Annotated in this window: 18 protein-coding genes; 9 read left to right on the top strand and 9 right to left on the bottom strand. The window is 61.3% G+C overall.

The window, feature by feature from the left end:
* The first annotated feature begins 71 nt into the window (after positions 1 to 71).
* Both HBO05_RS06995 and garD read left to right on the top strand, forming a co-directional pair.
* On the top strand, positions 72 to 1,436 hold the full coding sequence (locus HBO05_RS06995) for an MFS transporter (protein ID WP_169950930.1): 1,365 nt from the start codon (positions 72 to 74) through the stop codon (positions 1,434 to 1,436).
* 12 nt (positions 1,437 to 1,448) lie between these two features.
* The gene (gene garD, locus HBO05_RS06990) at positions 1,449 to 3,002 is read left to right on the top strand and encodes a galactarate dehydratase (RefSeq protein WP_170041735.1); all 1,554 of its coding nucleotides are present in this window, start codon (positions 1,449 to 1,451) and stop codon (positions 3,000 to 3,002) included.
* 6 nt (positions 3,003 to 3,008) lie between these two features.
* On the opposite strand, the gene HBO05_RS06985 is transcribed toward garD, so the two are convergent.
* The 3 genes from HBO05_RS06985 to HBO05_RS06975 are packed head-to-tail and all read right to left on the bottom strand — an operon-like array spanning position 3,009 to position 5,200.
* Positions 3,009 to 3,713, bottom strand: coding sequence for an HAD family hydrolase (locus tag HBO05_RS06985; protein ID WP_172312125.1), 705 nt, complete (start codon positions 3,711 to 3,713; stop codon positions 3,009 to 3,011).
* Positions 3,710 to 4,573, bottom strand: coding sequence for a 1-acyl-sn-glycerol-3-phosphate acyltransferase (locus HBO05_RS06980; RefSeq protein WP_172312123.1), 864 nt, complete (start codon positions 4,571 to 4,573; stop codon positions 3,710 to 3,712). The genes HBO05_RS06985 and HBO05_RS06980 overlap by 4 nt, the downstream gene beginning before the upstream one ends.
* 27 nt (positions 4,574 to 4,600) lie before the next feature.
* On the bottom strand, positions 4,601 to 5,200 hold the full coding sequence (locus tag HBO05_RS06975; protein ID WP_172312121.1) for a GNAT family N-acetyltransferase: 600 nt from the start codon (positions 5,198 to 5,200) through the stop codon (positions 4,601 to 4,603).
* 274 nt (positions 5,201 to 5,474) lie between these two features.
* Between HBO05_RS06975 and HBO05_RS06970 the strand changes: the two genes are divergently transcribed.
* Positions 5,475 to 6,416, top strand: a complete 942-nt coding sequence (locus HBO05_RS06970; protein WP_169950919.1) for an AEC family transporter — start codon at positions 5,475 to 5,477, stop codon at positions 6,414 to 6,416.
* A gap of 43 nt (positions 6,417 to 6,459) precedes the next feature.
* Here HBO05_RS06970 and HBO05_RS06965 read toward each other — a convergent pair whose 3' ends face one another.
* The 6 genes from HBO05_RS06965 to gatC form a co-directional block, all read right to left on the bottom strand.
* Positions 6,460 to 6,867, bottom strand: coding sequence for a carboxymuconolactone decarboxylase family protein (locus HBO05_RS06965; protein ID WP_170041738.1), 408 nt, complete (start codon positions 6,865 to 6,867; stop codon positions 6,460 to 6,462).
* A complete protein-coding gene (locus HBO05_RS06960) occupies positions 6,864 to 7,913 on the bottom strand; it encodes a calcium/sodium antiporter (RefSeq protein ID WP_169951388.1) in 1,050 nt (349 codons plus the stop codon). The genes HBO05_RS06965 and HBO05_RS06960 overlap by 4 nt, the downstream gene beginning before the upstream one ends.
* Positions 7,914 to 7,972: 59 nt before the next feature.
* Positions 7,973 to 8,344 (bottom strand): septal ring lytic transglycosylase RlpA family protein, encoded by a 372-nt coding sequence (locus HBO05_RS06955; protein ID WP_169950915.1) that lies wholly within the window; start codon positions 8,342 to 8,344, stop codon positions 7,973 to 7,975.
* A 157-nt stretch (positions 8,345 to 8,501) separates the two neighbouring features.
* Complete coding sequence (gatB, locus tag HBO05_RS06950; protein ID WP_169950913.1) at positions 8,502 to 9,947, bottom strand: Asp-tRNA(Asn)/Glu-tRNA(Gln) amidotransferase subunit GatB; 1,446 nt, start codon at positions 9,945 to 9,947, stop codon at positions 8,502 to 8,504.
* A 10-nt stretch (positions 9,948 to 9,957) separates the two neighbouring features.
* A complete protein-coding gene (gatA, locus tag HBO05_RS06945; protein ID WP_169950911.1) occupies positions 9,958 to 11,409 on the bottom strand; it encodes an Asp-tRNA(Asn)/Glu-tRNA(Gln) amidotransferase subunit GatA in 1,452 nt (483 codons plus the stop codon).
* A gap of 16 nt (positions 11,410 to 11,425) precedes the next feature.
* Positions 11,426 to 11,713 carry an Asp-tRNA(Asn)/Glu-tRNA(Gln) amidotransferase subunit GatC gene (gene gatC / locus HBO05_RS06940; protein ID WP_003216077.1) on the bottom strand — a complete coding sequence of 96 codons (288 nt, stop codon included), beginning with the start codon at positions 11,711 to 11,713 and terminating at the stop codon, positions 11,426 to 11,428.
* 210 nt (positions 11,714 to 11,923) lie between these two features.
* Here gatC and mreB point away from each other — a divergent pair, with 210 nt between their 5' ends.
* The 6 genes from mreB to HBO05_RS06910 all read left to right on the top strand — a co-directional run bounded on the left by mreB (position 11,924) and on the right by HBO05_RS06910 (position 20,730).
* A complete protein-coding gene (gene mreB, locus HBO05_RS06935) occupies positions 11,924 to 12,961 on the top strand; it encodes a rod shape-determining protein MreB (RefSeq protein WP_002555108.1) in 1,038 nt (345 codons plus the stop codon).
* 139 nt (positions 12,962 to 13,100) lie between these two features.
* Complete coding sequence (gene mreC / locus HBO05_RS06930) at positions 13,101 to 14,177, top strand: rod shape-determining protein MreC (RefSeq protein ID WP_172312370.1); 1,077 nt, start codon at positions 13,101 to 13,103, stop codon at positions 14,175 to 14,177.
* The gene (mreD, locus tag HBO05_RS06925; protein ID WP_169950909.1) at positions 14,177 to 14,665 is read left to right on the top strand and encodes a rod shape-determining protein MreD; all 489 of its coding nucleotides are present in this window, start codon (positions 14,177 to 14,179) and stop codon (positions 14,663 to 14,665) included. The genes mreC and mreD overlap by 1 nt, the downstream gene beginning before the upstream one ends.
* A gap of 50 nt (positions 14,666 to 14,715) precedes the next feature.
* Positions 14,716 to 15,312 carry a nucleoside triphosphate pyrophosphatase gene (locus HBO05_RS06920; RefSeq protein WP_169950906.1) on the top strand — a complete coding sequence of 199 codons (597 nt, stop codon included), beginning with the start codon at positions 14,716 to 14,718 and terminating at the stop codon, positions 15,310 to 15,312.
* 69 nt (positions 15,313 to 15,381) lie between these two features.
* On the top strand, positions 15,382 to 16,839 hold the full coding sequence (rng, locus tag HBO05_RS06915) for a ribonuclease G (RefSeq protein ID WP_169950904.1): 1,458 nt from the start codon (positions 15,382 to 15,384) through the stop codon (positions 16,837 to 16,839).
* A gap of 75 nt (positions 16,840 to 16,914) precedes the next feature.
* Positions 16,915 to 20,730, top strand: a complete 3,816-nt coding sequence (locus HBO05_RS06910) for a YhdP family protein (protein ID WP_170056737.1) — start codon at positions 16,915 to 16,917, stop codon at positions 20,728 to 20,730.
* The last annotated feature ends 3 nt before the right edge of the window (positions 20,731 to 20,733 follow it).

The raw sequence follows: 20,733 nt of genomic DNA, 5'->3' as shown, positions 1-20,733 counted from the left end.
GCAAAAAAGCAGTGCGCAGCACCAACACGACAATTACCCGCAAAAAAAATAATTAGTGGGAGTACATCTACATGCAAGCGACCAAGCCGACGCACGTCCGTTATTTGATCTTGCTCATGCTGTTCCTGGTGACCACGATCAACTACGCCGACCGTGCCACCATCGCCATCGCAGGTTCCAGCCTGCAAAAAGACCTCGGCATCGACGCCGTCACCCTCGGTTACATCTTCTCTGCTTTCGGTTGGGCCTACGTGGCCGGGCAAATTCCCGGCGGCTGGCTGCTCGATCGTTTCGGCTCGAAAAAAGTCTATGCCCTGAGCATCTTCACCTGGTCGCTGTTCACCGTGCTGCAAGGCTATGTCGGTGAGTTCGGCGTCTCCACCGCGGTGGTTGCGTTGTTTATGCTGCGCTTTCTGGTCGGCCTGGCCGAAGCGCCATCCTTTCCCGGTAATGCGCGCATAGTCGCGGCCTGGTTCCCAACCGCCGAGCGCGGCACGGCTTCGGCGATCTTCAACTCGGCGCAGTACTTCGCCACTGTGTTGTTTGCCCCGTTGATGGGGTGGATCGTCTACAGCTTCGGCTGGCAGCACGTATTTATCGTGATGGGCGTGATTGGCATCGTGTTCTCGCTGATCTGGCTGAAAGTGATCTACAGCCCGCGCGAGCACCCGCTGATCAATGAGGCTGAGTTCAAGCACATTGCCGCCAATGGGGCGATGGTCGATATGGACCAGGACAAGGCCAAGGGTAAGAAAACCGACGGGCCGAAGTGGGATTACATCCGCCAGTTACTGACCAACCGCATGATGCTCGGTGTGTACCTGGGCCAGTACTGCATTAACGGCATTACCTACTTCTTTCTCACCTGGTTCCCGGTGTACCTGGTGCAGGACCGCGGCATGACCATCCTCAAGGCCGGCTTCATCGCTTCGCTACCGGCGATCTGCGGTTTTATCGGCGGCGTGCTGGGCGGGGTGATTTCCGACTACCTGCTGCGCAAGGGCCACTCCCTGACCTTCGCACGCAAGGCGCCGATCATTGCTGGCTTGCTGGTCTCCAGCAGCATCATTGCCTGCAACTATGTGGATGTGGAGTGGATGATCGTGGGCTTCATGGCCCTGGCCTTCTTCGGTAAAGGCGTTGGCGCACTGGGTTGGGCGGTGGTGTCTGACACCTCGCCCAAACAAATCGCTGGCCTCAGCGGCGGCTTGTTCAATACCTTCGGCAACCTGGCTTCCATCACCACGCCTATCGTGATCGGCTACATCATCAGCACCACCGGTTCGTTCAAGTGGGCCCTGGTGTTCGTCGGCGCCAATGCGCTGGTGGCGGTATTCAGCTACCTGGTGATCGTCGGCCCGATCAAGCGCGTGGTGCTCAACGAGCCACCGAGCAAAGGCCCTGAATTGACTAACCTTTCCCAAGCGCAATCCTGAAGGGGCCGTGTGATGCAGTTGATTGAACATGCCGACTCGCCGCGCTCCATTCGGTTGCACGAGCGCGACAACGTAGTAATCGTGGTCAATGACCAGGGTGTGCCAGCCGGCACCGAGTTCCCGGATGGCCTGGTGACCGTGGAGTTCATCCCCCAGAGCCATAAGGTGACCCTGGAAGATATCCCACAAGGTGGTCAGATCATTCGCTATGGCCAGACCATCGGTTACGCCTTGCAACCGATACCACGCGGCAGTTGGGTCCAGGAGGATCAACTGCGCATGCCCACCGCACCGCCGCTGGACAGCCTGCCGCTGTCCACCGAAGTGCCCGAGGCCCAGGCGCCATTGGAAGGTTTCACCTTCGAGGGCTATCGCAATGCCGATGGCACCGTGGGCACGCGCAACATCCTCGGCATCACCACGACCGTGCAGTGTGTGACCGGCGTGCTGGACCATGCCGTCAAGCGCATCAAGGACGAGTTGCTGCCCAAATACCCGAATGTCGATGACGTGGTGGCACTGACCCACAGCTATGGTTGCGGCGTGGCCATTACCGCCACCGACGCCTATATCCCGATCCGCACCGTGCGCAACCTGGCGCGCAACCCGAACCTGGGGGGCGAAGCCCTGGTGATCAGCCTGGGCTGCGAAAAGCTGCAAGCCGGGCAGGTGATGCACGACAACGACAGCTCGGTGGACCTCAGCGAACCGTGGCTGTACCGCTTGCAGGACGCAAGCCATGGGTTCAGCGAAATGATCGAGCAAATCATGGAACTGGCCGAAACCCGGTTGAAGAAACTCGACCTGCGCCGGCGGGAAACCGTACCGGCCTCGGAGCTGATCCTGGGCATGCAATGCGGCGGCAGCGACGCGTTTTCCGGGATCACCGCCAACCCGGCGCTGGGCTACGCGTCGGACCTGTTGCTGCGGGCCGGGGCGACGGTGATGTTTTCCGAAGTGACTGAAGTGCGCGATGCCATTTACCTGCTGACCTCCCGCGCCGAAACCCAGGAGGTCGCGCGGGAACTGGTGCGGGAAATGGACTGGTACGACCGCTACCTGGCCAAGGGCGAGGCCGATCGCAGCGCCAACACCACGCCGGGCAACAAGAAGGGCGGCCTGTCGAACATTGTCGAGAAGTCCCTGGGGTCTATCGTCAAGTCCGGCAGCAGCGCGATCAATGGCGTGCTGGGGCCGGGCGAGCGCTTCAAGGGCAAAGGCCTGATCTTTTGTGCGACCCCGGCCAGTGATTTTGTCTGCGGCACCTTGCAACTGGCGGCGGGGATGAACCTGCATGTATTCACCACCGGCCGCGGCACGCCCTACGGGTTGGCGATGGCGCCAGTGGTGAAGGTTTCGACCCGTACGGAATTGGCCCAGCGCTGGCCGGACCTGATCGATATCGATGCCGGACGGATCGCCACCGGGCGTGCGACCATCGAGGAACTGGGCTGGGAGTTGTTCCATTTCTACCTGGATGTGGCCAGCGGCAAAAAGCAGACCTGGGCCGAGCAACATAAGCTGCACAATGACATCACCTTGTTCAATCCGGCGCCGATCACCTAGCCCAGGTCAGGACAGGGCGCCGATCAAGGCCTGCAGATGGGGGTAGACCTGCTGCGGGCTGGCCGCGCGAAGGATGTGCCCGCTCATCTCGGGCATGGGGTGGCGGGTGTAGTAGTCCGCACACACAAAACCGTCGACCCAGCCATCGACATACACCTGGTGGTCTGAGCGGGCATCGCCGACGATCAGCGCCCGGCCCTTGAGCCTGCCGCTTTCGCGCCACCGTCGCACGATCCGGCTTTTGCCGGTACCGGGGTTGATCAGCGGCGAAGGCCGGGGGCACAGGGCCCGCGAACCGGCCCAGAACAGGCGGTTGGCGAGCACGTTGCGGGTGTCGATATCCAGCGAGCGGGCAATCGGGGCGATCCATTCGGTGTAGCCGCCAGACAGGATATGCACCTGCACGCCCTCGCGCTGTAGGTTGTGCAGGGTCAGCATCAGGGCCGGGTCGAGGCTGCCAATGACCGTGTCGACATAGCGCTGGATATGCTGGCGGCGGATGCGCGGGATAACCTTGATCAAGGACAGCAGTTCCCAGGCACTGGCGCGACCGGCCAACGCCTTGGACGCGATCAGTTGCAGTTGCTCCAGCATGGCTTGCCCAGCGGGGCTGTCGCCAATCGCCGACTGGATGATCGCAAGGGTGCTTTCGTGGTTCACCAGGGTCTGGTCAAAGTCGAAAATCACATGGGTAGTGCCGGTTGCGGTCATGGGCGTGCCTGCGCATCGAGCTGGCGATAGCGGTGTTTGTCTTCGCGGGTCCACGGGGTGGCCGCAATGCCCAGGTGTTGGGCGATGCGGGCCTGGATTTGGTCTGCAAAGGCCTGGCCGCTTTGCTGCTCCTGGCGTTCGCAGCGTTCCAGGTAGCTCATTTCACAGATCATCCAGGGCATCGTCAGCAAGCGCAGGAAACTTGCCAGGCCAGAGGCATGCAGTGGGCTGGCGACCAGGCCGAAGGGCAGAATCAGGCGCCCGGCCAGGGGCACGACGGGCAAGCCGCGGCTCAGCAGCCCCGCGCGAAAGCGATACAAACCCCGGCCGTTGTTAATGGTCGCTTCGGGAGTGGTGTAGAGGGCGGTGCCTTGCGGGTTGGTGCGCAGTTTATGCAGGTTACGGGAGAATGCCTTCTTATCGGCACCGTTCCAGAACTGTCCGCCCGAGCATTTGAGCAACAGGAAGGCGGTGAAGGTGATAAAGCGGTTGTAGCCACTGGCCGCCACGAGTGTCGCGCCTGGCATCGCGAGGATGGCGAATGGATCAATCACGCTGACGTGATTGGCGGCCACTACGCAGCCGTCGGTGATCAGGGCGATTTGCCGCGATGAATGGCTGCAACGGATGCGAATGCCCATTATCCACAGGAGCCCTCGATACATCATGGGCCTGGCAGCCAACGGAAGCGGCCAGGCGAGCAGGCTCACCACGACCATCGACAGCAGGCGCAGGCCCGCCAATACGCAACCAAACGGCAGGTAGACCTGGCGTCGCAAGCAGCGGTAGGCCCAGGTTTCCCGGGTGCACAGGCCCGCTACTGAGTGAAGGGGGTCGGGTGGAGGCAGAATGTTTTTCACGGGGATGTTGCTCAGTGAGGGTTTTGGTCAGGCCAGCTTGGTGTGTTCGGCGGTTTTCATCCGGCGCGAAAACCGGTCGATGCGCGCCAGGTTGGCAGGGCTGATTTCCCTGAACCGTTCGCGGGTAAGATCAATCTTCACGTGGGGGCCGTAAGGGGTTTCAATCACTTGCCCGGCCAGTTGTGGCGCGTGCAAAAACGCCCGGTTCATTTCCAGTGCGCGGTGGTGCCGGATATTGGTCAGGGTGTAGATCTGCTCGAACCCCAGGTGCTCAAAGCCGTATTCAAGCGCCAGGTGGATGGCAATAAAGGGGTAGGGCGTTCCCCAGTATTTCTTGAGGAAACGGTTGCCGAAGTTGATGCCGTATTCTTTTTGCGCGAACCCGGCATAACCGATAAAAGGGCCTTGCAGGCCAATGCTCACCGCCCAGCGTGACCAGTTTTGGTCGGTCATTTCTTTTTTGAAGGTGGCGATTTCGTTGGCGGCGGCGGTCATGTCCCGGGTGGTGCCGGCGGAAATGAATTTCATCGCCTCGGGGTCACTGAGTAGTTCGGTGTAACCCGCAATGTCCTCATCGTCCCAGCTTCTGATATGCACATTGTGTAAATGGTTGACGGATCTACGCATGGGGCCCCCCTGGAGTTATTCAGTTGTTACAGGAGGGGGATTTTCAGGGGCGGCGTTACTGAAGCGGAGGTGTGGATTCTCGTTAGTGCGTGGGAGCTTGTGCAGTGCTTTGTGGGACGGGTGAACCCCGGCCGGGATAGTGGGATTACCTCCTACGAAGTAGCCACAGTTCCCAATTCTGGACTTTTTTAGTTCGTGTTTATGTTTCGAAATCCAATATCAACAGTGCAGCCCACTGCTTTATCATGACGATTCCCTGAAAACAGGACTTAGCATGCTCGCCATTTTCCTTGCGACGCTCACCATCACTGCGCCGGTGTTTGCCATGCTGTTCCTGGGGGTGCTGCTCAAGCGCATCAACTGGATCAACGACAATTTTATCCACACCGCGTCAGCCCTGGTGTTCAACGTCACCATGCCGGCGTTGCTGTTTCTGGGGATCTTGCACGCCGACCTGCATTCGGCGCTCAAGCCAGAACTGCTGATCTATTTTGCCGTGGCCACGGTCGCCAGCTTCGCCCTGGCCTGGGGCTGGGCGATTTTCCGTTGCCCGCGGGAAGACCGGGGCATTTATGCCCAGGGCGCGTTTCGCGGGAACAACGGGGTGATCGGCCTGGCACTGGCGGCCAGCATGTACGGCGACTACGGGATTTCCCTGGGGGCGATCCTCGCGGGGCTGGTGATCCTGTTCTACAACACCCTGTCGACCATTGTGCTGGCGGTGTACAGCCCGGTGATCAAGTCGGACCCGTGGAGCATCTGCAAGAGCGTACTGGCCAACCCGCTGATCCTCAGTGTGATTGCCGCCACGCCATTCGCCTATTTCCAGATCGGCCTGCCCAGTTGGCTGGAAACCTCCGGGAGGTACCTGGCCGACATGACCCTGCCCCTGGCATTGATCTGCATTGGGGGCACTCTGTCCCTGGCGGCCTTGCGCCAAAGTGGCAACATGGCGTTGAGTGCCAGCCTGGTGAAAATGATCGGTTTGCCGCTCGTGGCCACCGTCGGGGCCTGGCTGTATGGCTTCCGGGGACCGGAGCTGGGGATTCTGTTTTTGTATTTTGGCGCGCCGACGGCCGCCGCCAGCTTTGTCATGGCCCGTGCGGCCCAGGGCAACCATGAGTTGGCGGCGGCGATCATTGTGATCACCACCCTGATGGCGGCAGTGACCACCAATATCGGGATCTTTGTGTTGCAGGCCGGTGGCTGGATCTGAAATGAGTGGTGTTTTTTAGGGCCTATCGCGGGCAAGCCCGCTCCTACACTTGAGGGTGTTCACCACTAATTGTGGGAGCTGGCTGATACGTCTCAATCACTTCCTGCGCCGCCCGAAACGCATCAATCGCCGCCGGCACACCGGCATACACCGCGCAATGCAGCAACGCCTCGCGAATTTCTTCGACAGTACAGCCATTGTTCAGCGCGCCGCGCACATGGCCCTTGAGCTCCTGCGGGCACTTCAAGGCGGTCAATGCCGCGAGGGTGATCAGGCTGCGGGTCTTCAGCGGCAGGCCTTCACGGTTCCACACCCCGCCCCAGGCATGTTCGTTGACGAAGTCCTGCAACGGCTGGGTGAACTCGGTGGCATTGCCCAAGGCGCGGTCGACAAATACGTCGCCCATGACCTGGCGACGCATTTGCTCGCCGGATTTCGGTTGATCGGTCATTGCGACTCCCTCTTGTGGTGTTGGCGGCGCCAGGCCCGCAGCGAAGTGAACAACAGGAAAGCCACCAGCGCTGGCAGGACGTAGTACAGCATCAGTTGTTCGAGTTTATTGGCCAGCGGCATGCCGGTGGTGAACGACACCACGTGCAGCCCATACGCCAGGTACAGCCCCAGCAACAGCAAGCCTTCGGCGCGGGTAATGCGGTAGCCGGTGTAAAACACTGGCAAGCACAACACCACCACGCCGAGCATCACCGGCAGGTCGAAGTCCAGGGCATTGGGCGACACCGACAAAGGCAATGGCGCCACCAGCGCCGTAAACCCCAGCACCCCCAACAGGTTGAACAGGTTGCTGCCGATCACGTTGCCCACCGCAATCTCTCGTTCGCCGCGCAGAGCGGCGATCAGCGAAGTGGCGAGACACGGCAGAGAGGTGCTGACGGCAACGATGGTCAGGCCGATCACCCGTTCGGACAGGCCCAGGTCGCTGGCCACTTCCACGGCCGCCCCCAGCAGCAGATGCCCGGCGAATACCAGCAGCGCGAGCCCGCCGATCATCCACAGCAAACTGCTCAGCCACGGCGCCTGCACTACCGTGTCGCGGGTCCGCGGGCGGCGCGAATGGCGGGTCTGGTACAGCAACAGCGCGAGGTAGGCGAGCAGGGCTGCCAGTAAGGTCAGGCCGTCGAGCGGCGTCAGGGCCTCATCGCTGGCGAGGATGAACAGCAGCAGGCTGGCGCCGATCATCACTGGGATATCCAGGCGCACCAGTTGCCGCGACACGCGCAGGGGAATGATCAGCGCTGAAAGGCCCAGGGTCACGAGGATATTGAAGATGCTGCTGCCAATCACGCTGCCCACGGCAATATCGGTATTGCCGGCCAGGGTGGCCTGCAGGCTGACGGCGATTTGCGGCGCGCTGCTGCCAAAGGCCACGATGCTCAAGCCAATGATTAGCGGCCTGACCTTGAGGCTGGCGGCCAGGCGCACGGCGGCGCGTACCAGCATCTCGGCGCCGGCAATCAGCAGCAATAGGCCGCTGATCAGTTCAATCAGGCTCAGGGGCGAGAGGGCGCTTAATCCGAAAATGGCCAGGGCTCCGTCAGTCAGTTGTTCAGGGCTTGCACGCGCACGCGCGCGGTTCCGCTGCGCAGCATACCCAACTGCTCGGCGGCCTGGCGTGAAAGATCGATCAGCCGGCCACGTGTGTGTGGGCCGCGATCATTGATGCGCACCACCACGGATTTGTCGTTGGCCAGGTTGGTGACCTGCACCCGCGTGCCGAATGGCAGGCGCCGGTGGGCGGCGGTCATGGCGTGTTGGTTGAAGGGTTCACCGCTGGCGGTTTTTTTGCCGTGGTGCTTGGCGCCGTAGTAGGACGCTGTGCCGGTTTCGTCATAACCGTTGGGATCGATCAGGCCACTGGCGCAGCCGGTGAGCAGTGAAAACAGGGCGCAGAGGCCGAGTAGACGCTTCATTTTCAAGGTGTCCCCAAAATTGATATGGGAACCGACCTTTGTAGAAGCTGGCTTGCCTGCGATGCGGGCGCCTCGGTTTTTCAGATGCACCGAGGTGATGCTATCGCAGGCAAGCCAGCTCCTTCACAAGCCGGCTCCCACAGGGCGGCAACCGTTATCAGCCTTCGAGCTTGCTCTTGAGCAATTCGTTCACCTGTTGCGGGTTGGCCTTGCCTTTGGAGGCCTTCATCGCCTGGCCCACAAAGAAGCCGAACATCTTGCCGCGTTTGGCTTCGTCCGCTGCACGGTACTGCTCGACCTGCTCGGCGTTGGCCGCCAGCATTTCATCCAGCACGGCCGAGATCGCGCCGCTGTCGGTGACTTGCTTGAGGCCGCGTTTCTCGATGATCTCGTCGGCGCTGCCTTCACCGCTGGCCATGGCTTCAAACACGGTCTTGGCGATCTTGCCGGAGATGGTGTTGTCCTTGATGCGCAGCAACATGCCGCCCAACTGTTCGGCCGTTACCGGGGCTTCGTCGATTTCCAGGCCCTGTTTGTTCAACAGGCTGCCCAGTTCAACCATGACCCAGTTGGCGGCCAGCTTGGCGTCACCGGCAATGCTCACGACTTTTTCAAAGTAGTCGGCTTGCTCGCGGCTCGACGCCAGGACGCTGGCGTCATACACCGAAAGACCGAACTGCGCCTGGAAGCGCTCGCGTTTTTGCGGTGGCAATTCCGGCAGGGTGGCGCGCACGTCATTGAGGAACGAATCCTCGATCACCACCGGCAACAGGTCCGGATCGGGGAAGTAACGGTAGTCGTTGGCTTCCTCTTTGCTGCGCATGGCGCGGGTTTCGTCTTTGTTCGGGTCGTACAGGCGCGTCTGCTGGATCACCTTGCCGCCGTCTTCGATCAGCTCGATCTGGCGACGGACTTCGGTGTTGATCGCCTTCTCGATGAAACGGAACGAGTTGACGTTCTTGATCTCGCAGCGAGTGCCGTACTCGACCTGGCCTTTTGGCCGCACCGACACGTTGCAGTCGCAACGCAGGGAGCCTTCGGCCATGTTGCCGTCGCAGATGCCCAGATAGCGCACCAGCGCGTGGATGGTCTTGACGTAGGCCACGGCTTCCTTGGCGCTGCGCATGTCCGGCTCGGACACGATTTCCAGCAGTGGCGTGCCGGCGCGGTTCAGGTCGATGCCCGTGGCGCCGTTGAATTCTTCATGCAGGCTCTTGCCAGCATCTTCTTCCAGGTGCGCACGGGTCACGCCGACACGTTTGATGGTGCCGTCTTCCAGGGGGATATCCAGGTAGCCCTTGCCGACGATCGGCAGCTCCATCTGGCTGATCTGGTAGCCCTTGGGCAGGTCCGGGTAGAAGTAGTTCTTGCGCGCGAACACGTTGTGCTGGCCGATCTGGGCGTCAATCGCCAGGCCGAACATCACCGCCATGCGTACCGCTTCCTGGTTCAGTACCGGCAATACGCCAGGCATGCCCAGGTCTACCAGGCTGGCCTGGGTGTTGGGTTCTGCGCCGAATGTGGTGGCGCTACCGGAGAAAATCTTCGATTGGGTGGCGAGCTGGGTATGAATCTCCAGCCCGATCACAACTTCCCATTGCATAGTGTTCTCCTCAGAAGCCGGTTGGGGTGCGAGTGTGCCAGTCAGTGTTCAACTGGTACTGGTGCGCCACATTGAGCAAGCGGCCTTCCTGGAAATACGGGGCGAGCAACTGCACGCCCACCGGCAGGCCATCGACGAAACCTGCAGGCATGGACAAGCCCGGCAAGCCCGCGAGGTTGGCGGTGATGGTATAGAGGTCTTCAAGATACTCGGCGATCGGGTCACCGGTCTTGGCGCCGATCTTCCAGGCCGGGTTCGGTGTAGTCGGACCGATGATCACGTCGACTTCATTAAAGGCCGCCATGAAGTCATTTTTGATCAGGCGTCGGATTTTTTGCGCCTTGAGGTAGTACGCGTCGTAGTAGCCGGCCGACAGGGCGTAGGCACCGACCATGATCCGGCGCTGCACTTCCACGCCGAAGCCTTCGCCACGGGAGCGTTTGTACAGGTCGGTGAGGTCTTTCGGGGCTTCACAGCGGTAGCCGAAACGGACGCCGTCGAAGCGCGACAGGTTCGACGAGGCCTCTGCCGGGGCGATCACGTAGTAAGCCGCAATCGCGTGCTGGTTGTTCGGCAGGCTGATTTCCTTGATCACCGCGCCGAGCTTTTCCAGCTCCTTGATGCTGTTGTGCACCAGTTCGGCGATACGTGGGTCGAGGCCGGCGCTGAAATACTCTTTCGGCACGCCGATACGCAGGCCTTTGAGCGAGGTATTGAGGCTGGCGCTGTAGTCCGGCACGGGTTCATCGATGCTGGTGGAGTCCTTCCCATCGAAGCCAGCCATGCCTTGTAACAATATTGCGCAGTCTTCGGCGCTGCGGGCCAGGGGGCCGCCCTGGTCGAGACTGGAGGCGTAGGCAATCATGCCCCAGCGGGAAACGCGCCCGTAGGTCGGTTTCAGGCCGGTGAGGTTGGTGAATGCGGCTGGCTGGCGGATCGAACCGCCGGTATCGGTGGCTGTAGCGGCCGGCAGCAGGCGCGCGGCCACGGCTGCTGCCGAGCCACCGGAAGAGCCGCCGGGCACGTGTTCCAGGTTCCACGGGTTTTTCACTGCGCCGTAGTAGCTCGATTCGTTGGCCGAGCCCATGGCGAATTCGTCCATGTTGGTCTTGCCCAGGGTCACGGCCCCGGCTTCGGCCAGCTTGGCGACCACGGTCGCGTCGTAGGGCGCCTTGAAGTTGTCGAGCATCTTCGAGCCGCAGCTGGTGCGGATACCCTGGGTGCAGAACAGGTCCTTGTGACCGATTGGCGCACCCAGCAGCGCGCCGCTTTCACCGTTGGCGCGACGGGCGTCGGCGGCCTTGGCCTGGCCTAGTGCCAGCTCCTCGGTGAGGCTGATAAAGCTGTTGACCTTCGGATCCAGAGCGGCGATGCGCGCCAGCAGGGTCTTGGTCAGCTCTTCGGAAGAAAACTTTTTGTCGGCGAGACCGCGGGCGATCTCGGCCAGAGTCAATTGATGCATTGCAGGCTCTTTCCCTTTAGTCGATGACTTTCGGAACCAGGTACAGGCCGTTTTCGACCGCTGGTGCGATGGACTGGTAGGCCTCGCGATTATTGCGTTCGGTCACGACGTCTGCGCGCAGGCGCTGGCTGGCTTCCAGTGGGTGGGCCAGGGGTTCGATGCCGTCGGTATTCACCGCCTGCATCTGGTCGACCAGCCCGAGAATGCTGTTCAGGGCTGCGGTGGTCTGTGGAAGATCGGCTTCATTGAGGCCCAGGCAGGCCAAATGAGCGATTTTTTCCACGTCGGAGCGTTCAAGCGCCATGGGATTCTCCAGTGGAAAACAGAACGGAAGCTATCCGTGTGTTAGATTGTCGGAACACTACCGCATTTCTACGGTCATAAGGCCGCGATTGTGGGGTTAGGTGCACAGAAAGTCGGCCAATTTAGCACATTGGCGCCTTGCCCAAAATCCCTGTCGTTGTTAGAGTTTGCCGCACTTTTTTACCCACGCGTTGCCTAGGGTCCCTTTCCCATGTTCAAGAAACTGCGTGGCATGTTTTCCAGCGATCTTTCCATCGACCTGGGCACTGCCAACACCCTTATTTACGTGCGCGAGCGCGGTATCGTCCTGAATGAGCCATCGGTTGTGGCCATTCGGACCCATGGTAATCAGAAAAGTGTCGTTGCCGTGGGCACCGAGGCCAAGCGCATGCTCGGCCGCACACCTGGCAACATTGCCGCCATTCGTCCGATGAAAGACGGCGTGATCGCCGACTTCAGCGTCTGCGAGAAGATGCTGCAGTACTTCATCAACAAGGTTCACGAAAACAGTTTCCTGCAGCCCAGCCCTCGTGTGCTGATCTGCGTGCCGTGCAAATCCACCCAGGTGGAGCGTCGTGCCATCCGTGAATCGGCCCTTGGTGCCGGTGCCCGCGAAGTGTTCCTGATCGAAGAGCCAATGGCTGCTGCCATCGGCGCCGGCCTGCCGGTTGAAGAGGCGCGCGGTTCGATGGTGGTGGATATCGGTGGCGGTACCACTGAAATCGCCCTGATTTCCCTCAACGGCGTGGTGTATGCCGAATCCGTACGGGTTGGCGGCGACCGCTTCGACGAAGCGATCATCACTTATGTGCGTCGTAACTACGGCAGCCTGATCGGCGAATCCACCGCCGAGCGCATCAAGCAGGAAATCGGTACCGCTTACCCGGGCGGCGAAGTGCGGGAAGTCGATGTTCGCGGTCGCAACCTGGCCGAAGGCGTACCACGTGCCTTTACCCTGAACTCCAATGAAGTGCTGGAAGCTCTGCAAGAGTCCCTGGCCACCATCGTTCAGGCAGTAAAAAGCGCGCTGGAGCAATCGCCGCCGGAGCTGGCTTCCGATATCGCCGAGCGTGGCCTGGTGCTGACCGGTGGTGGCGCCTTGCTGCGCGACCTCGACAAGCTGCTGGCCCAGGAAACCGGTCTGCCGGTGATCGTCGCCGAAGACCCGCTGACCTGCGTTGCCCGTGGCGGTGGTCGTGCACTGGAAATGATGGATAAACACACCATGGACCTGCTCTCCAGCGAATAAGATCGTTGGTTGCACCATGTTTCGCCAGGCAGGCAGCACTTTGCAGTGCTGCCTGTTGGCGTTTATCTTCTTCAATCTGCATCCAGGCCGGTTTGATGCCGTATGAATAAAGACAATATCTGCCCGGGAGGAGCGGCCTATTAAACCGCTCTTCACTAAAGGCCCCTCATTGGGCGTGCGCTTGTTGGTGCTGGTCGTGCTATCGGTCGCGCTGATGGTGGTCGATGCCCGCTTCACACTGCTCAAGCCAGTGCGTAGCCAAATGTCGCTGGTATTGATGCAGTCCTACTGGATCACCGACCTGCCGCAACGGCTATGGCAAGGTGTGGCCAGCCAGTTTGGCAGCCGTACCGAGCTTGTGGCCGAAAACGAAAAACTCAAGACTGAAAACCTGCTGTTGCAGGGACGCATGCAAAAGCTGGCGGCCCTGACCGAGCAGAACGTTCGGCTGCGCGAGTTGCTCAATTCTTCCGCGCTGGTCAACGAAAAGGTCGAAGTGGCCGAGTTGATCGGCATGGACCCCAACCCCTTCACCCATCGCATCATCATCAACAAGGGCGAGCGCGATGGCGTGGTCCTTGGCCAGCCGGTGCTCGATGCCCGTGGCCTGATGGGCCAGGTGGTGGAGTTGATGCCCTATACCTCCCGCGTGCTGCTGCTGACCGACACCACCCACAGCATTCCGGTGCAGGTCAACCGCAATGGCCTGCGGGCGATTGCCAGCGGCACCGGTAACCCGGAACGCCTGGAGTTGCGGCATGTGGCGGACACCGCTGACATCAAGGAAGGCGACCTGCTGGTCAGCTCCGGCCTTGGCCAGCGTTTCCCGGCAGGCTATCCGGTGGCGACGGTCAAGGAAGTGATCCACGATTCCGGCCAGCCGTTTGCGATTGTCCGCGCCGTGCCGACGGCCGCGCTGAACCGTAGCCGCTACCTGTTGCTGGTGTTCAGCGACACGCGTACGCCGGAAGAGCGCGCCAACGAAGCCGCCCAGGCCCAGGAAGCGCAGGACAAGCAAGACGGCACCACGACGCCGGTTATTCCGGCAACCGTACCCAAACCGGCGGCACCCGTGGCGACACCGGTTGCACCTGCCGCGCCTGCTGTGGCGACACCTGCCAAACCGGTGGCCCAACCGGCTCGGCCGGTCAAGCCAGCGGCGACTGCGCCAGCGGCGGCACCTGCACCGCCAACCACTCGACAAGGGGCGCAATAATGGCCGGCACTCATTCGCGCAATGGCTGGATGGTCTGGTTGACCTTTGCCATCGGCATGCTGCTCAGCGTTTCGCCGATGCCGCAATTCATGGAAATCCTGCGCCCGCTGTGGCTGGCGTTGCTCCTGGCCTTCTGGGCGCTGGCCCTGCCGCACAAGGTCGGCATGGTCACGGCCATGTGCCTGGGGCTGGCTGAAGATGTGATGTATGGCACGTTGCTCGGCCAGAACGCCTTGATTCTTACGCTGATTACCTTCCTGGTGCTGTCGTTGCAGCAACGCCTGCGGATGTTCCCGATGTGGCAGCAGTGCCTGGTGATCCTGGTGATCTTCGGCTTGGCCCAACTGGTGCAGCTGTGGCTCAGTGCCTTGACCGGCAACCGCCAACCGACCCTGGCGCTGGTCTTGCCGGCCCTGGTCAGCGCGCTGCTGTGGCCATGGGTCAGCTTCGGCCTGCGTGGGTTGCGTCGCCGCTATAAAATCAATTGAGTGGGTCGCGAGGCTCTGCCTGGTTATCGAACCCACAGGGAGAGTCTGCAATGCATGCACTTTATCTGGCCTCCGGCTCTCCTCGGCGGCGTGAATTGCTGACCCAGATCGGGGTGCCGTTCACTGTGGTCAGCGCGGCTATCGATGAAACACCCCTGGGCGACGAGTCGCCGGCCTCCTACGTCGAACGCCTGGCCCGTGGCAAAGCCGCCGCAGGCCTGGCGACACTGGCCGATACCGCCAATGCCTGCGTGCTGGGCGCCGATACCGCCGTCATCCTGGATGGCCGGATCCTGGGCAAGCCCCTGGACCAGGCCGATGCCCTGGCCATGTTGCTGGCCCTTTCTGATCGTGAACACGAAGTCCTCACCGCCATTGCCGTGCTCAGTGACCTGCGCTGCGAAACGCGTCTGGTCAGCAGCCGAGTGCGCTTTCGCCAGGTTTGCACGCACGAGGCAACGACTTACTGGCACAGCGGGGAGCCTCAGGACAAGGCGGGCGGCTATGCTATCCAAGGCTTGGCGGCGGTATTTGTCGCCGGGCTAAATGGCAGTTACTCCGCGGTCGTTGGCTTGCCGGTCTGCGAAACAGCAGAACTGCTGGGCCATTTCGGCATACCCTGTTGGCAACACCTTTCCGTGCGCTGAACGCCTAACTCCAGCGCCATATTTAAGCGATCGGCCACTATTGTGAAAACGCCTGAACGAGACCCAGCCATGAGTGAAGAGATTCTGATCAATATCACGCCGATGGAATCGCGCGTGGCGGTGGTAGAAAACGGTGTTTTGCAAGAAGTGCACGTCGAGCGCACCCAGAAGCGCGGGATTGTCGGCAATATCTATAAAGGCAAGGTTGTAAGGGTATTGCCGGGCATGCAGGCGGCCTTTGTCGATATCGGCCTTGACCGCGCGGCGTTTATCCATGCCTCGGAAATTTCCCTGCGCGAAGGCCCGGCGGTCGAAAGCATCAGCGCCCTGGTGCATGAAGGGCAGAGCCTGGTGGTGCAAGTCACCAAGGACCCGATCGGCTCCAAGGGCGCGCGCCTGACCACACAGTTGTCGATTCCTTCGCGTTACCTGGTGTACATGCCGCGCACTGCCCATGTCGGTATTTCCCTGAAAATCGAAGACGAAGGTGAGCGTGAGCGCCTGAAAAAGGTCGTCAGCGATTGCGTGGCGGCCGAAGGCATCAAGGAGGCCGGCGGCTTTATCCTGCGTACCGCCGCCGAAGGTGCCGGTGCCGATGAAATCCTCATGGACATCCGCTACCTGCGGCGCCTGTGGGACCAGATCGGTGCCCAGATCAAGACCGTCGGCGCGCCGAGCGTCATCTATGAAGACCTGGGCCTGGCCCTGCGGACCTTGCGCGACCTGGTCAGCCCCAAGATCGAGAAAATTCGCATCGATTCGCGGGAAACCTTCCAGCGCACCACGCAATTTGTTGCCGAATTGATGCCGGAAATCGCCGACCGCCTGGAGCACTACCCCGGTGAACGGCCGATTTTCGACCTATATGGCGTCGAGGACGAAATCCAGAAGGCCCTGGAGCGCAAGGTGCCACTCAAGTCTGGTGGCTACCTGGTGGTCGACCCGGCAGAAGCCATGAGCACCATTGATGTGAACACCGGTGCTTTCGTCGGCCATCGCAACCTTGAAGAAACCATCTTCAAGACCAACCTCGAGGCCGCCACCGCCATTGCCCGCCAACTGCGCCTGCGCAACCTGGGCGGGATCATCATCATCGACTTCATCGACATGGAAGATGAAGAGCATCAGCGCCAGGTATTGCGCACCCTTGAAAAGCAACTGGAGCGCGATCACGCCAAGACCAACATTATCGGGATCACCGAGTTGGGCCTGGTGCAGATGACCCGCAAACGCACCCGCGAAAGCCTTGAGCAGGTGCTGTGCGAGCCGTGCAGCAGTTGCCAGGGGCGCGGCAAGTTGAAGACCCCGGAAACGGTTTGCTACGAGATTTTCCGGGAAATCCTGCGGGAGGCACGCGCTTACCAGGCCGAGGGTTATAGAGTCCTGGCCAACCAGAAGGTGGTGGACCGGTTGCTGGACGAAGAGTCGGGCAACGTTGCGGAATTGGAGGGTTTTATTGGCCGCACCATCCGTTTCCAGGTCGAAACCATGTATTCCCAGGAACAATACGACGTGGTGCTGCTCTGATCCGCATCAGTCTTTTTCAACGAGACCGCCAGACCTTGATCTGCCGTCCGACTATTACCTTGAGGGTCGCCTGACATGGAGCGTCTGCAACGCTTTTTTGCCGCACTGACCCGTTGGGGCCTTGGCCTGTGTGCATTGCTGTTGGTACTGGCGGCGGTCTACGTCAGCCTGGGTCGTGAATTGACGCCATTGGTGGCGGAGTACCGCGGCGAAGTCGAGGCCAAGGCGCAGGCGGCGGTTGCTATGCCCCTGAGTATTGGCAGCCTGGAGGGGCGCTGGAGCGGTTTTGCCCCGGTATTGCTGGCCCATGACGTGATGGTCGGTGAAGGCAGCAGTGCCTTGCGCCTGGACCAGGTGCAAGTGGTGCCCGACCTGTGGGCCAGCCTGCTGGCGTGGGATGTGCGCATTGCCCATCTGGAAGTCAGCGGCTTGCAGCTCAGCGTCAAGGAAGACCAGGACGGCCGCTGGGCGTTGCAAGGCCTGCCGGTGCAGGACGACCAGCCCCTGGACCCCGAGCAACTGCTCAAGCGCATGCAGGCGGTGGCCAAGGTCTCGCTGCTGGACAGCCAGGTCACCTTGCAGCCGTTCGAGCAAGCGCCGCTGACCTTGACCTATGTGGGGCTGAGCCTGCAAACCGGTACCACCCGCCAGCGCCTGGATGCGCGCCTGACCTTGCCCGATGGGCAACCGCTGGCCCTCAGCCTGCGCACGCGGATCCGTGCCAGCCAGTGGCGCGACGGTGAAGTGCAGGCCTACCTGAGCCTGCCCCAGAGCAATTGGGCGCAGTGGATTCCGGCGAAGTTGACTCGGGACTGGAAACTCAGCGAGTTGAAAGCCGGCGGTGAATTCTGGCTGACCTGGGCCAATGGCACGCTGCAAAGCGCCGCCGCCCGGCTCAATGCGCCACAGGTGAAGGTCCGTTATGCCCAGCGCAAGCCCACGAGCATCCAGAACCTGGGCCTGACGGCTTACCTGCAGCGCAGCGACAGCGGCCTGAAGGTGATCTTCGATTCGTTGGCCATGAACCTGGGCGACACCCGTTGGGAGTCGCACCTGCAATTGCAGCAAACCCTGGCCACTGATAAGGCGCAGGAAACCTGGAGGCTGCAGGCCGACCGCCTGGACCTGACACCGATTACCCCTCTGCTCAACGCCCTCGCGCCATTGCCGGAAGGTTTTGCCAAGACCGTCGAAGCGTTGAAGGCCACGGGCGTGCTGCGCAATGTGCTGGTGGATTATCGTCCCCAGGACGCGGGCGATCAGCGCGTGAGCTTTGCTGCCAACCTCGAGCGCGTGGGCTTTGACGCCTATTTCGGCGCGCCGGCAGCCCGCAACGTCTCCGGCAGCATCAGCGGTGACCTGGGCCAGGGCGAACTGCGCATGGACAGCAAGGATTTCGTCCTGCACCTGGACCCGATTTTCGCCAAGCCCTGGCAGTACCTCCAGGCCAACGCGCGCCTGACGTGGAAGCTGGATAAGCAAGGTTTCACGCTGATCGCGCCGTATATCAAGGTGCTGGGGGAAGAGGGCAAGATCGCAGCGGATTTCCTGATTCGCCTGCATTTCGATCATAGCCAGGAAGACTACATGGACCTGCGGGTCGGCATGGTCGATGGCGATGGGCGCTTTACCCCCAAATACTTGCCGGCGGTCCTGAGCCCGGCCCTGGATGAATGGCTGCGTACGGCAATTCTCAAGGGCGCGGTCGATGAAGGCTTCTTCCAGTATCAAGGCTCGCTGAACCACGATGCGGTGACGGCGGCACGCAATATCAGCCTGTTCTTCAAGGTGCATGATGCCGAGTTGGCGTTCCAGCCGGGCTGGCCTCATGTGAGCAAGGTGGCCGGTGAAGTGTTTGTCGAAGAGACCGGCGTGCGCATCCTGGCCAGCAAGGGGCAATTGCTCGATACCAAGGTCAAGGGGATCTACGTCAACATTCCCCATGCGTTGCCCGGCCATGACAGCCATCTGCTGCTGACGGGCGGGTTTGCCGGTGGGCTGGGGGACGGCCTGAAGATCCTCCAGGACGCGCCCATCGGTACGGCATCGACGTTTGCCGGCTGGAAGGGCGAGGGCGACCTGCAAGGTTCCCTGGACCTGGATATTCCCCTGGCCAAGGGCACCGAGCCGAAGATCGTGGTGGACTTCAAGACCGACAAGGCGCGCCTGCAACTGGCCGAGCCGACTCTGGACCTGAACCAGCTCAAGGGTGAGTTCCGCTTCGACAGTGCCAAGGGCCTGAGTGGGCAGAACATCAGCGCCCAAGCCTTCGACCGGCCGATCACGGCGCAGATTGCGGCCGGTGGCAGACCGGGCAATCTCAGCACGCGGGTCACGGCCAAGGGCCAGGTGACGGTCAAGCGGCTCACCGACTGGCTGAAAGTCAGCCAGCCGCTGCCCGTATCCGGAGATATCCCTTATCAACTGCAACTGGACCTGGACGGTGCCGACAGCCAGTTGCGGGTCAGCTCCAACCTCAAGGGCGTGGCGGTGGATTTGCCTGCGCCATTTGGCATGCCCGCCAGCCAGGGCCGTGACAGTGTGTTGCGCATGACGTTGCAGGGCGCGGAGCGGCGCTACTGGTTTGATTACGGCGAGTTGGCAAACTTTACCTTTGCCGCTCCGGCGAACAATTTTACCCAGGGCCGTGGCGAGCTGTTCCTCGGGGATGGTGATGCCTTGCTGCCCGGTGGCAAGGGCTTGCGGATTCGCGGGGTATTGTCGGAGCTGGATATCGATCCCTGGAAGAAGTTGGTCGACCGTTACGCCGGCAATGACCCAGGCGGCAATGCCAAGCAACTGTTGAGCAGTGCCGACTTCAAGATCGGCAAGCTGACAGGGTTTGGTACCCAACTCGACCAGGTCGCCCTGAAACTGGACCGCAAGCCTGCCGCCTGGGGCTTGCAGCTCGACAGCCAGCAGGTCAAGGGCACTGTTGGCCTGCCGGATGCCAAGGGCGCCCCCATTGCCATCAACCTGCAGTACGTGAAGTTGCCGGCGGTCGATCCTACGGTGCAGGCCGATGAAAACGCGCCTGATCCCCTGGCGAGCATCGATCCCAAGGACATTCCCGCGCTGGATATCGCCATTGCCCAGTTGTTCCAGGGGCCTGACTTGATCGGCGCCTGGTCGTTGAAGGTGCGTCCGACAGCCAAGGGCATGGCGTTCAACAACCTCGACCTGGGCCTCAAGGGCATGCAGCTCAAGGGGGCCGGTGGCTGGGAGGGTGCGCCGGGCGCCAGCAGCAGTTGGTACAAGGGGCGCCTGGACGGCAAGAACATCGCCGATGTGCTCAAGGGCTGGGGTTTTGCGCCCACGGTCACCAGCCAGGACTTCCATCTGGATGTTGACGGGCGCTGGCCGGGTTCGCCCGCGTGGGTTGGGCCCAAGCGTTTTTCCGGCAGCCTGGATGCTTCGTTCCGCAAGGGCCAGTTCGTCGAGGTCGAGGGCGGTGCCCAGGCGTTGCGGGTATTTGGCCTGCTGAACTTCAACTCGATTGGCCGGCGTTTGCGCCTGGACTTCTCGGATTTGCTTGGCAAGGGCCTGAGCTACGACCGGGTCAAGGGCCTGCTGGCCGCCAGCAATGGTGTGTTTGTGACCCGCGAGCCGATCATCCTCACCGGGCCGTCGAGCAACCTGGAGCTTAACGGCACCCTGGACCTGGTTGCCGATCGTGTGGATGCCAAGTTGCTGGTGACTTTGCCGGTGACCAACAACCTGCCGATTGCCGCGTTGATTGTGGGCGCGCCGGCCATTGGTGGCGCGTTGTTCCTGATCGACAAGCTGATCGGTGATCGGGTGTCGCGTTTCGCCAGCGTCCAGTACAAGGTGGAAGGGCCCTGGAAAGATCCCAAAATCACCTTTGACAAGCCATTTGAAAAACCACAGTAAGCG

Source organism: Pseudomonas sp. WS 5079 (assembly GCF_012985465.1).
In the GTDB taxonomy this organism is placed as follows: Bacteria; Pseudomonadota; Gammaproteobacteria; order Pseudomonadales; family Pseudomonadaceae; genus Aquipseudomonas.
This window is presented reverse-complemented; position numbering and strand designations above follow the sequence as displayed.

Coding starts and splice junctions, on each gene's coding strand:
- HBO05_RS06955 (WP_169950915.1), bottom strand. CDS start 8,344: ATGAAGCGTCTACTCGGCCTCTGCGCCCTGTTTTCACTGCTCACCGGC.
- gatC (WP_003216077.1), bottom strand. CDS start 11,713: ATGGCGCTTGAACGCTCCGACGTGGAAAAAATCGCTCATTTGGCCTGC.
- rng (WP_169950904.1), top strand. CDS start 15,382: ATGAGTGAAGAGATTCTGATCAATATCACGCCGATGGAATCGCGCGTG.
- HBO05_RS06910 (WP_170056737.1), top strand. CDS start 16,915: ATGGAGCGTCTGCAACGCTTTTTTGCCGCACTGACCCGTTGGGGCCTT.
- mreB (WP_002555108.1), top strand. CDS start 11,924: ATGTTCAAGAAACTGCGTGGCATGTTTTCCAGCGATCTTTCCATCGAC.
- HBO05_RS06970 (WP_169950919.1), top strand. CDS start 5,475: ATGCTCGCCATTTTCCTTGCGACGCTCACCATCACTGCGCCGGTGTTT.
- HBO05_RS06920 (WP_169950906.1), top strand. CDS start 14,716: ATGCATGCACTTTATCTGGCCTCCGGCTCTCCTCGGCGGCGTGAATTG.
- HBO05_RS06965 (WP_170041738.1), bottom strand. CDS start 6,867: ATGACCGATCAACCGAAATCCGGCGAGCAAATGCGTCGCCAGGTCATG.
- garD (WP_170041735.1), top strand. CDS start 1,449: ATGCAGTTGATTGAACATGCCGACTCGCCGCGCTCCATTCGGTTGCAC.
- gatB (WP_169950913.1), bottom strand. CDS start 9,947: ATGCAATGGGAAGTTGTGATCGGGCTGGAGATTCATACCCAGCTCGCC.
- mreD (WP_169950909.1), top strand. CDS start 14,177: ATGGCCGGCACTCATTCGCGCAATGGCTGGATGGTCTGGTTGACCTTT.
- HBO05_RS06995 (WP_169950930.1), top strand. CDS start 72: ATGCAAGCGACCAAGCCGACGCACGTCCGTTATTTGATCTTGCTCATG.
- HBO05_RS06985 (WP_172312125.1), bottom strand. CDS start 3,713: ATGACCGCAACCGGCACTACCCATGTGATTTTCGACTTTGACCAGACC.
- HBO05_RS06975 (WP_172312121.1), bottom strand. CDS start 5,200: ATGCGTAGATCCGTCAACCATTTACACAATGTGCATATCAGAAGCTGG.
- gatA (WP_169950911.1), bottom strand. CDS start 11,409: ATGCATCAATTGACTCTGGCCGAGATCGCCCGCGGTCTCGCCGACAAA.